This is a genomic window from Paraburkholderia phenoliruptrix (assembly GCF_047325075.1).
Taxonomy (GTDB): Bacteria; Pseudomonadota; Gammaproteobacteria; order Burkholderiales; family Burkholderiaceae; genus Paraburkholderia; species Paraburkholderia phenoliruptrix.
This window is the reverse complement of sequence record NZ_CP168530.1, coordinates 293,713-306,844: the sequence shown is the minus strand read 5'-3', so window position 1 is coordinate 306,844 and position 13,132 is coordinate 293,713. Positions and strand designations below refer to the sequence as shown.

The 13,132-nt window shown below is 63.4% G+C and carries 13 protein-coding genes; 8 read left to right on the top strand and 5 right to left on the bottom strand.

Annotated features, from left to right (window positions below; all coding sequences use genetic code 11):
• Positions 1-68: 68 nt before the first annotated feature.
• From prpC to ACEN8U_RS01360, 3 genes are all read right to left on the bottom strand, one after another.
• Entirely contained in the window at positions 69-1,238 is a 1,170-nt protein-coding gene (gene prpC, locus ACEN8U_RS01370) for a 2-methylcitrate synthase (RefSeq protein WP_310112306.1), read from the bottom strand.
• Positions 1,235-2,263, bottom strand: a complete 1,029-nt coding sequence (locus ACEN8U_RS01365; protein ID WP_310112303.1) for an HpcH/HpaI aldolase/citrate lyase family protein — start codon at positions 2,261-2,263, stop codon at positions 1,235-1,237. The genes prpC and ACEN8U_RS01365 overlap by 4 nt, the downstream gene beginning before the upstream one ends.
• Positions 2,264-2,470: 207 nt before the next feature.
• The gene (locus tag ACEN8U_RS01360; protein WP_013342069.1) at positions 2,471-3,454 is read right to left on the bottom strand and encodes a malate dehydrogenase; all 984 of its coding nucleotides are present in this window, start codon (positions 3,452-3,454) and stop codon (positions 2,471-2,473) included.
• Between the two features lie 590 nt (positions 3,455-4,044).
• On the opposite strand from ACEN8U_RS01360, the gene ACEN8U_RS01355 reads away from it, so the two are divergent.
• From ACEN8U_RS01355 to gltA, 7 genes are all read left to right on the top strand, one after another.
• Positions 4,045-4,845 carry a GntR family transcriptional regulator gene (locus tag ACEN8U_RS01355; RefSeq protein ID WP_013591367.1) on the top strand — a complete coding sequence of 267 codons (801 nt, stop codon included), beginning with the start codon at positions 4,045-4,047 and terminating at the stop codon, positions 4,843-4,845.
• A 157-nt stretch (positions 4,846-5,002) separates the two neighbouring features.
• On the top strand, positions 5,003-5,419 hold the full coding sequence (sdhC, locus tag ACEN8U_RS01350) for a succinate dehydrogenase, cytochrome b556 subunit (RefSeq protein ID WP_413657175.1): 417 nt from the start codon (positions 5,003-5,005) through the stop codon (positions 5,417-5,419).
• 3 nt (positions 5,420-5,422) lie between these two features.
• The gene (sdhD, locus tag ACEN8U_RS01345) at positions 5,423-5,791 is read left to right on the top strand and encodes a succinate dehydrogenase, hydrophobic membrane anchor protein (RefSeq protein ID WP_006047558.1); all 369 of its coding nucleotides are present in this window, start codon (positions 5,423-5,425) and stop codon (positions 5,789-5,791) included.
• A 4-nt stretch (positions 5,792-5,795) separates the two neighbouring features.
• A complete protein-coding gene (gene sdhA / locus ACEN8U_RS01340) occupies positions 5,796-7,571 on the top strand; it encodes a succinate dehydrogenase flavoprotein subunit (protein ID WP_368610027.1) in 1,776 nt (591 codons plus the stop codon).
• A gap of 24 nt (positions 7,572-7,595) precedes the next feature.
• Positions 7,596-8,300, top strand: a complete 705-nt coding sequence (locus ACEN8U_RS01335) for a succinate dehydrogenase iron-sulfur subunit (RefSeq protein WP_013591370.1) — start codon at positions 7,596-7,598, stop codon at positions 8,298-8,300.
• A gap of 81 nt (positions 8,301-8,381) precedes the next feature.
• Entirely contained in the window at positions 8,382-8,654 is a 273-nt protein-coding gene (locus ACEN8U_RS01330) for a succinate dehydrogenase assembly factor 2 (RefSeq protein WP_006047561.1), read from the top strand.
• 72 nt (positions 8,655-8,726) lie between these two features.
• Positions 8,727-10,028: a citrate synthase gene (gene gltA / locus ACEN8U_RS01325; RefSeq protein ID WP_013591371.1), complete on the top strand. Its 1,302-nt coding sequence runs from the start codon at positions 8,727-8,729 to the stop codon at positions 10,026-10,028.
• 150 nt (positions 10,029-10,178) lie between these two features.
• Here gltA and ACEN8U_RS01320 read toward each other — a convergent pair whose 3' ends face one another.
• Entirely contained in the window at positions 10,179-11,264 is a 1,086-nt protein-coding gene (locus tag ACEN8U_RS01320) for an AraC family transcriptional regulator (protein ID WP_310112204.1), read from the bottom strand.
• Positions 11,265-11,408: 144 nt separating this feature from the next.
• On the opposite strand from ACEN8U_RS01320, the gene ACEN8U_RS01315 reads away from it, so the two are divergent.
• Positions 11,409-12,659, top strand: coding sequence for a DUF1479 domain-containing protein (locus tag ACEN8U_RS01315; protein ID WP_310112203.1), 1,251 nt, complete (start codon positions 11,409-11,411; stop codon positions 12,657-12,659).
• A 64-nt stretch (positions 12,660-12,723) separates the two neighbouring features.
• On the opposite strand, the gene ACEN8U_RS01310 is transcribed toward ACEN8U_RS01315, so the two are convergent.
• The gene (locus ACEN8U_RS01310; protein WP_309587138.1) at positions 12,724-12,975 is read right to left on the bottom strand and encodes a GlsB/YeaQ/YmgE family stress response membrane protein; all 252 of its coding nucleotides are present in this window, start codon (positions 12,973-12,975) and stop codon (positions 12,724-12,726) included.
• Positions 12,976-13,132: the final 157 nt, after the last annotated feature.

The window sequence follows — 13,132 nt, the reverse complement described above, 5'->3', positions numbered from 1 at the left end:
TACGCGGTCTACCGGTCCTGGCGGCCGCGGGGTTGAACTGCACGCGCCTTGAAAGCGCACAGCGACCGCTATTTTCTCCTATTTAGCGGCACGTACTTTAAATTCTCGGGCCCCGTGTAATTCGCACTGGGGCGGATGATCTTGTTGTCGATACGCTGCTCGATGATGTGCGCGCTCCAGCCTGCCGTGCGCGCGATCACGAAGAGCGGCGTAAACATGGCCGTCGGCACGCCCATCATGTGATACGACACGGCGCTGAACCAGTCGAGATTTGGAAACATCTTTTTCACTTCGGCCATGACTGTTTCAAGGCGCTCCGCGATATCGAAGAGTTTCGTGCTGCCCGCTTCTTTCGACAGCTTCTTCGCGACTTCCTTGATGACCTTGTTGCGCGGGTCCGAAATCGTATACACCGGATGCCCGAAGCCGATCACCACTTCCTTGTTCTCGACGCGCTTGCGAATATCGGCCTCGGCCTCATCCGGCGTCTGATAGCGCGACTGGATCTCGAACGCCACTTCGTTCGCACCGCCGTGTTTCGGTCCGCGCAGTGCGCCGATAGCGCCCGTGATCGCCGAATAGATGTCTGAACCCGTGCCCGCGATCACGCGGCCCGTGAACGTCGACGCATTGAACTCATGCTCCGCATACAGATTGAGCGACACGTGCATCGCGTCGACCCACGACTTCGGCGGCTCGACGCCATGCAGCAGATGCAGGAAGTGGCCGCCGATCGAGTCGTCGTCGGTTTCCACTTCGATGCGCTTGCCGTTGTGCGAGTAGTGGTACCAGTACAGCAGCATCGAGCCGAGCGACGCCATCAGCTTGTCGGCGATGTCGCGTGCGCCCGGCACGTTGTGGTCGTCCTTCTCCGGCAGCACGGTGCCGAGCACCGAGACGCCGGTGCGCATCACGTCCATGGGATGCGCGGCGGCGGGAATCCATTCGAGCGCCGCTTTCACATTCGCGGGCAGGCCGCGCAGCGCCTTGAGCTTCGTCTTGTAGGCCGCGAGTTCGGCCTGCGTGGGCAGCTTTTCATGCACGAGCAGATACGCGATCTCTTCAAACTCGCAATTGCTGGCGATGTCGAGAATGTCGTAGCCGCGATAATGCAGGTCGTTGCCGGTCTTGCCGACGGTGCACAGCGCCGTGTTGCCCGCGGTCACGCCGGACAGCGCGACGGATTTTTTGGGTTTGAAGCCGCCTTCTGCGCCCGCGGTTTGCGTGGTCTCGCTCATCTGCCGCTGTCCCCTCGTTGCGTGCTCATTGCTTCACTTCCGGCGAAAAGCGGCGCGGCGTCTTGCGCAATGGCGCGGCCTGTGGATCGCGCACGGCGCAGCACCGACCAGTAATAGCGGTAGCTCGCGCGATCATGCAGCGTGTCGTGGTGGCGAGTGGGCCCCCATTGCGCCGACTGCGCAGCCAGCAAGATTTCCGTAGCCGTGGCGATTTCTTCGTCACGGGGCGCGAACGCCGCCACGATCGCTTGGATCTGCGCCGGATGAATGCTCCACATGCGGGTGTAGCCGAACTCGTTGCGGGCGCGCGCCGCGTCGTTCGCGACCACGCTCATGTCGCGCACTTCGGTGCTGACATTGTGCGAGGGCACCTTGCCGTGCGCATGGCAGGCCGCCGAAATCTCGAGCTTCGCGCGCCGCACAAGCGGATGATCGAACTGACCGGGCGAGCGCATTGCGGTGTCGGGAATGGCGCCGTCGTGCGCGGAAACGAAATCCATCAGACCGAAGCTCAATGCCTCTACGCCCGGCAACGCGGCAAGGTCGAACACGCGCGTGAGCGCGCCGTGCGTTTCCACCAGCAATTGCACCGGCACCGGCCTCGCCACGCCGAGTTCGCGCCGCGTGGCCTCGATGAACGCGAGCATTTCCGCCGCGTCGTGCACGCTGCGGATTTTCGGCAGCGTGATGTAAGCGGGCGCTTGCCTCGCGGCGCGCAGGATCAGGCGGACGTCGTCGCGCCAATGCGGGTGGGCGAAGTCGTGAATCCGCACGCCGACCCGCCCAAAGCGATCGTGCTCACCGCCGATGAGCGACGCGACCAGCTCCGCGTGCTCCGCTTCACGGCCGACCTGAGCGCCGTCTTCACAGTCGAGCGTGATGTCGAACACCGGTCCGAGCTGCTGCTGCAACGCGAGCGATTTGAGCATCAGCTTTTCACTGCCGGCGTAGTGGTCGCAGGCGGGCAGCACAGCGGGCGGCACTTCGCCGTCAAACAGCACTTCGGCGGGTGTGAGGGCGCGCATCTTCGGCGTCAGGGGCGTGGGTTTTGTTGAGGGAAAACCGATTCGGCCGCGTTCTGTCCGGTTTGACGGGCAAACCGGCAAAACGCGTTCGGATCGGATGCAAAGCGCGCGGATGGCCGCAACGGCCCTCCGTATTCGCTTCGCACGAAAAAAACCGGAACCCGCTGCGACAACGCTACGGAGTTCCGGTTCTTCTGCATCAGGTGCTTAGCCGAGCAGATGTTGAACGCCTTCGCGTTCTTCCAGCAGTTCCTGCAGCGTGCCGTCCATCTTTTCGCGCGAGAACGCGTCGATTTCCAGGCCTTCCACGCGCTTGTATTCGCCGTTTTCGCAGATCACCGGCACACCGTAGACGATGTCTTCGGGGATGCCGTACGAGCCGTCCGACGGGATGCCCATGGTGACCCACTTGCCGTTGGTGCCGAGCACCCAGTCACGCACGTGGTCGATGGCCGCGTTAGCTGCCGAAGCCGCCGACGACAGGCCGCGCGCTTCGATGATCGCCGCACCGCGCTTGCCGACGGTCGGAATGAAGGTGTTGCGGTTCCATTCGTCGTCGTTGATGAGCTTGGTCAGCGACTCGCCTTCGGCGGTCGCGAAGCGGAAGTCGGGGTACATGGTCGGCGAGTGGTTGCCCCACACCGCCAGCTTTTCGATGGAAGCGACCGGTTTGCCCGATTTGGCGGCCAGTTGCGACAGCGCGCGGTTGTGGTCCAGACGCAGCATGGCGGTGAAGTTCTTCTTCGGCAGGTCCGGAGCCGACTTCATCGCGATGTAGGCGTTCGTGTTGGCCGGGTTGCCGACCACCAGCACCTTCACGTCGCGGCTTGCCACTTCGTTCAGCGCCTTGCCCTGAACCGTGAAGATTTCGGCGTTGGCCGACAGCAGATCCTTACGCTCCATGCCTTTCGAGCGCGGGCGGGCGCCGACCAGCAGGGCAACGTCTGCGTCCTTGAATGCGACCTTCGGGTCGTCCGTGATCACGACGCCCGACAGCAGCGGGAACGCGCAATCATCCAGTTCCATCACGACGCCTTTGACGGCGCCTTGCGCTTGCGGCAGATCGAGCAGTTGCAGGATCACCGGCTGGTCCTTGCCGAGCAGATCACCATTGGCGATGCGGAACAGCAGGGAGTAAGCAATTTGACCTGCGGCGCCAGTGACGGCAACGCGCTTTGCGGGCTTAGCCATTGAGAAATCTCCAGGACGATGCGTTAGACGCTAGGGAAAACGCCATTCTATATGCGCGTTCAGTGAAGCGTTGTGAAACACGGCGGAATTCACTCCTCGCGGACGGCCCACTGCCGGCCCGTTAATTGCGAGCCGGGAGCGGCGCTGCGGCAAGACCGCCATGCCGAAACCGGTACTGCTGAGCCCTCTCAAGCCGGCGCTTCGCGCCGCGCCCGCCGACGTATGCAAACGTGCACGACGGCCGGTGCTTCCTGAAAGAGAGCGGGAGCGGACATTGAGGCGCCGGGGTAGCCGCTGCACGGCGCGGGCTCCTGCAAACAGCGCGTTTCGGCAAGCGTCTGACCAACGAATGGCGGCGAATCGAAACCTGGACTGCGTGGGAACAGCGGTGCAGAGTGGCTGCCGGTGCGTCGCAGTGCGGCGAAACCCGCTGCAGCCCGCAACCGCCGAAAAACCCGCAAACCCTTGCTCGACAAGGAGTGTAGGAGTCGACAGGCGCAAAGTCAACATTATCTTATGTCTTATATAAGACACATCTATTGCGGGAGAAATGCTGGACGCGGCCCAGCCGTTTATGATGAAATGCGCGGATGAATTCGAACCCGGCCAACACCACGAATCCCGGCGGCCAGGCGGCCGCGGGCGAAGGTGTATCGGCGGCCGCCCCCGCTGCTTCGCCCACTTTCAGTCCGCTGTACCAGCAGATCAAGGGGCTGATTACGCAGAGTCTCGAAAGCGGTGAATGGAAGCCCGGCGAGATCATTCCTAGTGAAGTCGAATTGGCGGCCAGATACAAGGTCAGCCAAGGCACGGTACGTAAAGCCATTGACGAACTCGCGGCCGAGAACCTGCTCGTTCGCCGCCAGGGGAAAGGCACGTTTGTTGCGACGCACAACGAAGATCGCGCGCAGTTTCGCTTCTTGCGGTTACTTGCCGATGACGGCGCCGAACACCCGCACGTCAGCCGTCTGCTCGAATGCCGGCGCCTGCGTGCGTCGGCGGATATCGCGCGGCAACTCGACCTTAAGCCGGCAGATCCCGTCGTGTTGATCAAGCGTTTGCTGCAGTTCGACGGCGAAGTCACCGTGCTCGACGAAATCTGGCTGCCCGGCGCCGTGTTTCGCGGGCTCACGCTGGAGCGGCTGTCGGAATACAAAGGCCCTCTTTACGCGATGTTCGAAACCGAGTTCGGTACCCGCATGATCCGCGCCACGGAGAAGATCCGCGCGGTCGCTGCGGAGCCTTCGGTGGCCGATCTGCTGCAGGTGCCGCCGGGCTTTCCGCTACTGTCGGTCGAGCGCGTGTCGTACACCTACGGGGACCGGCCGGTGGAAGTCCGGCGCGGTTGGTATGTCACAACCGGGTACTACTATCAGAACGATCTCAGCTGAATCGGCTGGATTCAGGGTGCGGCGTCCCACACGCGCGCCTTTTGCCGGTGCCTTTATTACACGTGCTGCAAGGAACCTGTCGGCAGTTTCGCTGCAGCGCGAAAATAAAAGGCGCTAAAATTGCGGATTGGTGTGACTACATAGCAGGGGGTCTAGCATGGCTGAAGCGGTGAAAAAACCGAGGCCGGAATTCCGGAACATCGGTATTGGGCAGATATTGACGGCGTACCGGCTGCCGCTTGCCGGGCGGGTGTCGATCCTGCATCGCGTGAGCGGGGGGCTGCTGTTCGTGGCGCTGCCGTTCCTGCTTTACCTCTTCGACCAGAGCCTGACCTCGGAGCTGAGCTTCGAAGGCTTCAAGGGCTTTTTCTCCAACCTCATCGTCAAGCTCATCGTGCTGGTGCTCGCGTGGGCCTACATGTTCCATTTCTGCGCCGGCGTGCGGCACCTGCTGATGGACACCAACCATGAGGCCGTCACGAAAGAAAAGGGCAAGCAGACCTCGATCGTGGTGTTCGTCGTCTCCTCGCTGCTGACGCTCGCCTTCGCGGCCAAACTCTTCGGAGCATTCTAAAAAATGGCAGCCAATAACCGAATCGGCTCGAAGCGTCTGGTGGTGGGCGCGCACTACGGTCTGCGCGACTGGCTCGCGCAGCGCATCACCGCCTGCGTGATGGCCCTCTACACGGTGATCCTGCTCGCGTGGTTCTTCGGCGCGCGCGACTTCTCCTACGAAGGCTGGGCCTCGATCTTCGCCACCCAGTGGATGAAGCTCGCCACCTTCGTCACGCTGCTCTCGCTCTTCTATCACGCGTGGGTCGGCATCCGCGACATCTGGATGGACTATGTGAAGCCCGTGGGCGTGCGTCTGCTGCTGCAGGCGCTGACCATCGTCTGGCTGCTCGCGTGCGCGGGCTACGCTGCGCAGATTCTCTGGAGAGTGTAAAAGAATGGCTGCAATCAAGAATGCCCTGCCGCGTCGCAAGTTCGACGTGGTTATCGTCGGCGCGGGCGGCTCGGGGATGCGCGCGTCGCTGCAACTGGCGCGCGCGGGTCTGTCGGTGTGCGTGCTCTCGAAAGTGTTTCCCACGCGCTCGCATACGGTGGCCGCGCAAGGCGGCATCGGCGCCTCGCTTGGCAACATGAGCGAGGACAACTGGCACTACCACTTCTACGACACGATCAAGGGCTCCGACTGGCTCGGCGACCAGGACGCGATCGAATTCATGTGCCGCGAAGCGCCGAACGCCGTGTACGAGCTCGAACACTTCGGCATGCCGTTCGACCGCAACGCCGACGGCACGATCTACCAGCGCCCGTTCGGCGGCCACACGGCCAACTATGGCGAAAAGCCCGTGCAGCGCGCCTGCGCCGCCGCTGACCGCACCGGTCACGCGCTGCTGCACACGCTCTACCAGCAGAACGTTGCAGCGAAGACGCAGTTCTTCGTCGAATGGATGGCGCTCGATCTGATCCGCGACGCCGACGGCGACGTGCTCGGCGTGACCGCGCTCGAAATGGAAACGGGCGACGTCTACATTCTCGAAGGCAAGACCACGCTGTTCGCCACGGGCGGCGCGGGCCGCATCTTCGCGGCCTCGACCAACGCGTTCATCAACACCGGCGACGGCCTGGGCATGGCCGCGCGCTCGGGCATCGCGCTGCAGGACATGGAGTTCTGGCAGTTCCACCCGACGGGCGTGGCCGGCGCGGGCGTGCTGATCACCGAAGGCGTGCGCGGCGAAGGCGGCATTCTGCGCAATTCGAACGGCGAGCGCTTCATGGAGCGCTATGCGCCCACGCTGAAGGATCTGGCGCCGCGCGACTTCGTCTCGCGCTCGATGGACCAGGAAATCAAGGAAGGCCGCGGCGTGGGTCCGAACAAGGACCACGTGCTGCTCGATCTGTCGCACATCGGCGCCGAGACCATCATGAAGCGGCTGCCGTCGATCCGCGAGATCGCGCTGAAGTTCGCGAACGTCGACTGCATCAAGGAGCCGATTCCGGTCGTGCCGACCATCCACTACCAGATGGGCGGCATTCCGACGAACATCAACGGCCAGGTGGTGGGCACACCGCGCGGCCACGAAGAGGTCGTCAACGGCTTCTACGCGGTGGGCGAGTGCTCGTGCGTGTCGGTGCACGGCGCGAACCGTCTGGGCACGAACTCGCTGCTCGATCTGGTGGTGTTCGGCCGCGCGGCGGGCAACCACATCGTCAAGCACGTGAAGGAGCTGAAGGAGCACAAGCCGCTGCCGGCGGATGCGGCGGACTTCGCGCTCTCGCGTCTGGCGAAGCTGGAGAGCTCGTCCTCGGGCGAGTACGCGCAGAGCGTGGCCAACGACATCCGCGGCACGATGCAGAAGCACGCGGGCGTGTTCCGCACGTCGGCGCTGCTCGCCGAAGGTGTCGAGGCGATCCGCGAAGTGGCGGCGCGGGTGGAGAACATCCACCTGAAGGACAAGTCGAAGGTGTTCAACACCGCGCGGGTCGAGGCGCTGGAGGTGGCGAACCTGATCGAGGTGGCGCGCGCGACGATGGTCTCGGCCGAGGCGCGCAAGGAAAGCCGCGGCGCGCACGCGCAGAACGACTTCGAGCATCGCGACGACGAGAACTGGCTGCGCCATACGTTGTGGTTCAGCGAGGGCGACCGCCTCGACTACAAGCCGGTGCACATGCAGCCGCTGACGGTCGAATCGGTGCCGCCCAAGGCGCGGACCTTCTAAGGCACAGACAAGGAATCCAGAGAAATGGCCAAGCGTACATTTGAAATCTACCGCTACGATCCGGACCGGGACGCGGCACCGCGCATGCAGACGTACGAGATCGAGATCGACTCGCACGAGCGCATGCTGCTCGACGCGCTGGTGAAGCTCAAGGCGCTGGACGAGACGCTGTCGTTCCGCCGCTCGTGCCGCGAGGGCGTGTGCGGCTCGGACGCGATGAACATCAACGGCAAGAACGGTCTGGCGTGCCTGACGAACCTGAACGACCTGCCGCAGAAGATCGTGCTGCGTCCGCTGCCGGGGCTGCCGGTGGTGCGCGACCTGATCTGCGACTTCACGCAGTTCTTCAACCAGTATCACTCGATCAGGCCGTACCTGATCAACGACACGCCGCCGCCGGAGAAGGAGCGTCTGCAGTCGCCGGAGGAACGCGACGAGCTCGACGGGCTCTACGAGTGCATTCTGTGCGCGAGCTGCTCGACGTCGTGCCCGAGCTTCTGGTGGAACCCGGACAAGTTCGTGGGCCCGGCGGGTCTGCTGCAGGCGTACCGCTTCATCGCCGACAGCCGCGATCAGGCCACGGGCGAGCGGCTCGATAACCTGGAAGATCCGTACCGGCTGTTCCGCTGCCACACCATCATGAACTGCGTCGATGTCTGCCCGAAGGGGCTGAACCCGACCAAGGCGATCGGCAAGATCAAGGAATTGATGGTTCGCCGCACTGTCTAGAATGAATAACCCCACGCTTCGTGTCGTTCGCTGCCCTGAGCGGCGGTGAGCGCGCCGCGAAGCGACCCGGCCAGTATTGACATGAACGATGCCTCGCATCAGTCCGACCCTCTCCGCCGCGCGCGTCTTCGTTGGCGCGCTCGGCGAGGCCTGCTGGAAAACGATCTGATCTTTGAACGTTTCTTCAGCCGATATGAGCATGACCTCAGCGATGCCGATGTGGGCGCACTTACGCGCCTGCTCGAGCTGAGCGATAACGACCTGATGGACTTGCTTCTCGCGCGCAAGGAACCTGAAGGCGAGCTTGCCGACCCGGACGTGATCCGGGTGCTGGAGCTGCTGCGCAACGCTTGAGCGCCGCGAGTGCGTTGTTCCAGGCGTGCAATTATCGAAACCCTGTTTCCATACTTCGATTGAGGATGTGCTATGACCCCGTCAGATGTTAAAGCCACGCTATCGTTCAGCGACAATTCGCCGAGCGTTGAAATGCCGATTTACAAGGGCACTCTCGGCCCGGACGTGATCGACATCCGCAAACTGTACGGCCAGACTGGCAAGTTCACGTACGACCCTGGCTTCATGTCGACGGCGGCGTGCAATTCGGCAATCACCTACATCGACGGCGATAAGGGCGAATTGCTGTACCGCGGCTACGCGATCGACAACCTCGCGGAAAACGCCGACTTCCTCGAAACCTGCTACCTGCTGCTGAAGGGCGAGCTGCCCAACGTGCAGCAGAAGGCCGAGTTCGTGAAGACCGTGACGAACCACACGATGGTGCATGAGCAAATGCACTTCTTCTTCCGTGGTTTCCGCCGCGACGCGCACCCGATGGCGATTCTGGTCGCCGCAGTCGGCGCGCTGTCGGCGTTCTATCACGACTCGCTCGACATCAACAATCCGCGTCACCGTGAAGTGTCGGCGATCCGCATGATCGCCAAGCTGCCGACGCTGGTCGCCATGGCGTACAAGTACAGCATTGGCCAGCCGTTTGCGTATCCGCGCAACAACCTGTCGTACAGCGCGAACTTCATGCACATGATGTTCTCGAACCCGTGCGAAGACTACAAGGTCAACGACGTGCTCGTGCGCGCGCTCGACCGCATCCTGATCCTGCACGCCGATCACGAACAGAATGCGTCGACCTCGACAGTGCGTCTCGCCGGTTCGTCGGGCGCGAATCCGTTCGCGTGTATCGCAGCGGGTATCGCGTGTCTGTGGGGCCCGGCGCACGGCGGCGCGAACGAAGCCGCGCTGAACATGCTGGAAGAAATCGGCTCGGTCGACAACATTCCTGAGTTCATCAAGCAGGTGAAGGACAAAAACTCGGGCGTGAAGCTGATGGGCTTCGGTCATCGCGTCTACAAGAACTACGACCCGCGCGCGAAGCTGATGCGCGAAACCTGCCACGAAGTGCTGAACGAACTCGGCCTGCACGACGACCCGCTGTTCAAGCTGGCCATGGCACTGGAAAAGATCGCGCTGGAAGACGAATACTTCGTGTCGCGAAAGCTGTATCCGAACGTCGACTTCTACTCGGGCATCGTGCAGCGCGCGCTGGGCATCCCGACCTCCATGTTCACGTGTATCTTCGCGATGGCGCGTACGGTCGGCTGGATTGCACAGTGGAACGAAATGATCGCGGATCCGGAACAGAAGATTGGCCGTCCGCGTCAGTTGTTCATCGGCGACACGCCGCGTGAAGCCAAGCCGATCGCGCAACGCTGATCGGACTGAGGTTCCTCTCGTCTGCAGCAGCGTATTCGCTGCGGGCTGAGTCGCAACTCGAGGCTTGAAGTAGAAACGCCCCAACGGGTACACCGTTGGGGCGTTTCTCTTTGGGCGCGCAGTACGCACAGGGCGAGCCGCGCAAGCCACTCATGCCGGTGGCGCGCGTCGCGGCCGCCTTGCCGACTTTTCAAGCGACGGCGGCCGCGTCTGCAGATTGTGCGGCGTCGCGGCGGCGTCCTTCGGCGCGCGGCCATGCGTCTCGAAGAAGCGTCGATACGCGCCTGGCGTCATGCCGCGCGCGGACAGAAACTGTCGATTGAAATTGGCGAGGTTCGGAAAGCCGGCCCTCGCGGCGATCAGGGCGATGGGCCACGTCGTGTCCGTCAGTTGACGGGTCGCGTAGCCGATCCGCAGCCGGCTCAGATAGCGGCCTACGCTCTCGCCCACATGCCGCACGAAGTACCGGTGCAACGAGCGCTCGGACAGGTTGGCCACCTCGCACAGTTCGGCGACGCGCAACGGCTCGTGAAAGCGCCGGTCGAGCAGATCGAGGACGCGGTTCAGACGCTCCGCCTCCGATGCACTGCCGCCAGGCGCCGCGAGCGCGCCGACGGTTTGCCGCCGGGCGGCTGCGGCTTGTGCCGGCTCGGCGACATGGCCGAGACCCGCAGAGCGCGCCGAACTGGGCGCCGACACACCGCGATCTTTGGTTGCACTTCGATGCACAGCCGGCGACGCCAACGGTTCCGCGTCGGCTTGCGCGAGTTGCGCCAGCACGTCGAGCACGGCGCCAAGCCGCACGCGCGGCGACGGGTCGAGCAACGCAGCCATGCGCTCGCGCATCGACGCGGCGGCCTCGCTCGAAAACCGCAGCCCCGGCGCGCCGCGCCGCAGCAGCGTGCGCAGCGACGTGAATTCAGGGCAGCAATCCGCGAGACGCCGTGCCCAGTCGCCGCTGAACCACACGACGATCGCCACCTGAGGCGAACGTGCGTCGATCGGCTCAGTCGACGCCCACGTGTGCGGCATGTCCGGCGGCACGAGCACGAGATCGTCGCCGCTGTAGTCCGCAATGTGATCGCCGATAAAGCGGCGGCCGCGGCTGTTCATTGTCAGCGTGAGTTCGTATTCGGGGTGGTGGTGCCACTCGAACGGTATCTGCGCGAGCTGCCGATGGTAGACGCGAATCGAGCAGCCGTCGGGAATGGTGACGCGTTCGTATTGAGGTTTCACGGTAGGCGGCCGGCCGCGCGGAAGGGAAGCGGCGAATGTCTGAATTGTATCGGTATCTGGCCGTAAAACATGCGTTGTGATGACCGAACATCTTTAATCTGCAAGAAGGACAGCACCACGCGGACCATTTCAAGGAGACAAACCATGCCGCTCGTCATCGACAATGTTCCCGAGGCGATTCGCAGCACGAAGCGCGCGCTGCGAGCCGCGCTGCCGAACTACAAGCAGGTTTTCGGCGAAGTGGAGGGCGCGATTCGCCAGCAGATCGACGCGATTCACCGCGACCGTGCGCAGGGGCGGGAGGCGATTCCCGTGTTCGACTACACGTCCATCGCGGCGGGCGGTGTCGATCCGGCGACCATCGCCGGCATTAAAACGCGCGGTGCGTGCGTTGTGCGCGGCGTTTTCGACCGTCAGCAAGCAAGTGACTGGAACGACGAGATCACCGGCTACGTCGAGCGCAACGACCTCGACGCGAAGCTCGCCCACCGCGCGGATGACAAGTATTTCGGCAATCTGTCGTCGAGCAAGCCGCAGATTTACGGCATCTACTGGTCCAGACCGCAGACGGCCGCGCGCCAGTCCGAGCAACTGACGAACACGCGCGTGTTCCTGAATCGCCTCTGGACGTCGGAGAGCGAGGGCCGGCGGCACTTCGATCCGGAGCGCGTGCCCGTGTACGCGGACCGGATTCGTCGACGGCCGCCGGGTTCAGCGTCGCTCGGTTTGTCGCCGCATGTGGACGGCGGTTCGGTCGAGCGCTGGCTCGATCCGAATTTTCAGAAGGTGTACCGGCATGTGCTGGCGGGCAACTGGCGTGCGTATGATCCCTTCGACGCCGCGTATCGTCCGGACGTGCAGGAAATTCCGTCGCCGGCGGTGTGCTCGATGTTCCGCACTTTTCAGGGCTGGACGGCGCTCACGCCGCAAGGCCCCGGCGACGGCACATTGCAATTGATTCCGATCGCAAACGTCATGGCGTACGTGATCCTGCGCGCGCTGCAGGACGACGTGCCCGAGGACGAACTGTGCGGCGCCCAGCCCGCGCGCGCCCTGTCGATCAAGCCCGAGTGGCACGGCCTGTTGCTGGAAGCGGTCGCGCCGATTCCGCTTATGCAGCCGGGCGACGCGGTGTTCTGGCACAGCGACGTCGTGCACTCGGTCGAGGACGCGCACCGCGGCAGCGGCTACAGCAACGTGATGTACATTGCGTCCGCGCCATGGTGCGCGAAAAACGAGGCGTATCTGAAGCGTCAGTTGCCGAGCTTTTTGCGCGGCGAAAGCCCGCCCGACTTTCCCGCCGATCACTTCGAGACCGACTTCACCGGTCGCGCGCAGGAAAGCGATTTGACGCCGCTCGGACGCGCTCAACTGGGGTTCGACCTGTCGCGGTAACCGCGCGAAGGACGGGGCGGCGGATCGACCGCCTCGTCCACGCATGCGCGCCACGGCGCCGCAATCACGTGCGCCGGCGCACTATGCCGTAGATGACGAGCAGCACGATCGCCCCAATCACCGACGCAATCCAGCCCGCCGGCTGGCCAGGCTGATACCAGCCGAGCGCGCGCCCCACATAGCCCGCCACCAGCGACCCGGCTATGCCGAGAATGATGGTCATGATAAGACCCATGCGGTCGTCGCCGGGCTTGAGCGCCCGCGCAATGAGTCCCACGATCAGCCCTACGATCACCGTACCAATGAAGGAAAGCATGCAGACCTCCGAGGAGTGTGAGTGTTGACGTCTTCTTGACTGCTCGCTACCGTTCCCGCCGCGATGCTTTTGGGAGCATACGCGACAGACGCGGGTTCCTGTTGCAAAAGCCGGTTGCAAAACCCGGTTGCAAGAGCCGCTTGCAAGAGCCTGCTAT

Excerpts from the sequence above, each read along its gene's own strand:
- prpC (WP_310112306.1), bottom strand. The coding sequence starts at position 1,238 with ATGAGCGAGACCACGCAAACCGCGGGCGCAGAAGGCGGCTTCAAACCC.
- ACEN8U_RS01365 (WP_310112303.1), bottom strand. The coding sequence starts at position 2,263 with ATGCGCGCCCTCACACCCGCCGAAGTGCTGTTTGACGGCGAAGTGCCG.
- ACEN8U_RS01360 (WP_013342069.1), bottom strand. The coding sequence starts at position 3,454 with ATGGCTAAGCCCGCAAAGCGCGTTGCCGTCACTGGCGCCGCAGGTCAA.
- ACEN8U_RS01355 (WP_013591367.1), top strand. The coding sequence starts at position 4,045 with ATGAATTCGAACCCGGCCAACACCACGAATCCCGGCGGCCAGGCGGCC.
- sdhC (WP_413657175.1), top strand. The coding sequence starts at position 5,003 with ATGGCTGAAGCGGTGAAAAAACCGAGGCCGGAATTCCGGAACATCGGT.
- sdhD (WP_006047558.1), top strand. The coding sequence starts at position 5,423 with ATGGCAGCCAATAACCGAATCGGCTCGAAGCGTCTGGTGGTGGGCGCG.
- sdhA (WP_368610027.1), top strand. The coding sequence starts at position 5,796 with ATGGCTGCAATCAAGAATGCCCTGCCGCGTCGCAAGTTCGACGTGGTT.
- ACEN8U_RS01335 (WP_013591370.1), top strand. The coding sequence starts at position 7,596 with ATGGCCAAGCGTACATTTGAAATCTACCGCTACGATCCGGACCGGGAC.
- ACEN8U_RS01330 (WP_006047561.1), top strand. The coding sequence starts at position 8,382 with ATGAACGATGCCTCGCATCAGTCCGACCCTCTCCGCCGCGCGCGTCTT.
- gltA (WP_013591371.1), top strand. The coding sequence starts at position 8,727 with ATGACCCCGTCAGATGTTAAAGCCACGCTATCGTTCAGCGACAATTCG.
- ACEN8U_RS01315 (WP_310112203.1), top strand. The coding sequence starts at position 11,409 with ATGCCGCTCGTCATCGACAATGTTCCCGAGGCGATTCGCAGCACGAAG.
- ACEN8U_RS01310 (WP_309587138.1), bottom strand. The coding sequence starts at position 12,975 with ATGCTTTCCTTCATTGGTACGGTGATCGTAGGGCTGATCGTGGGACTC.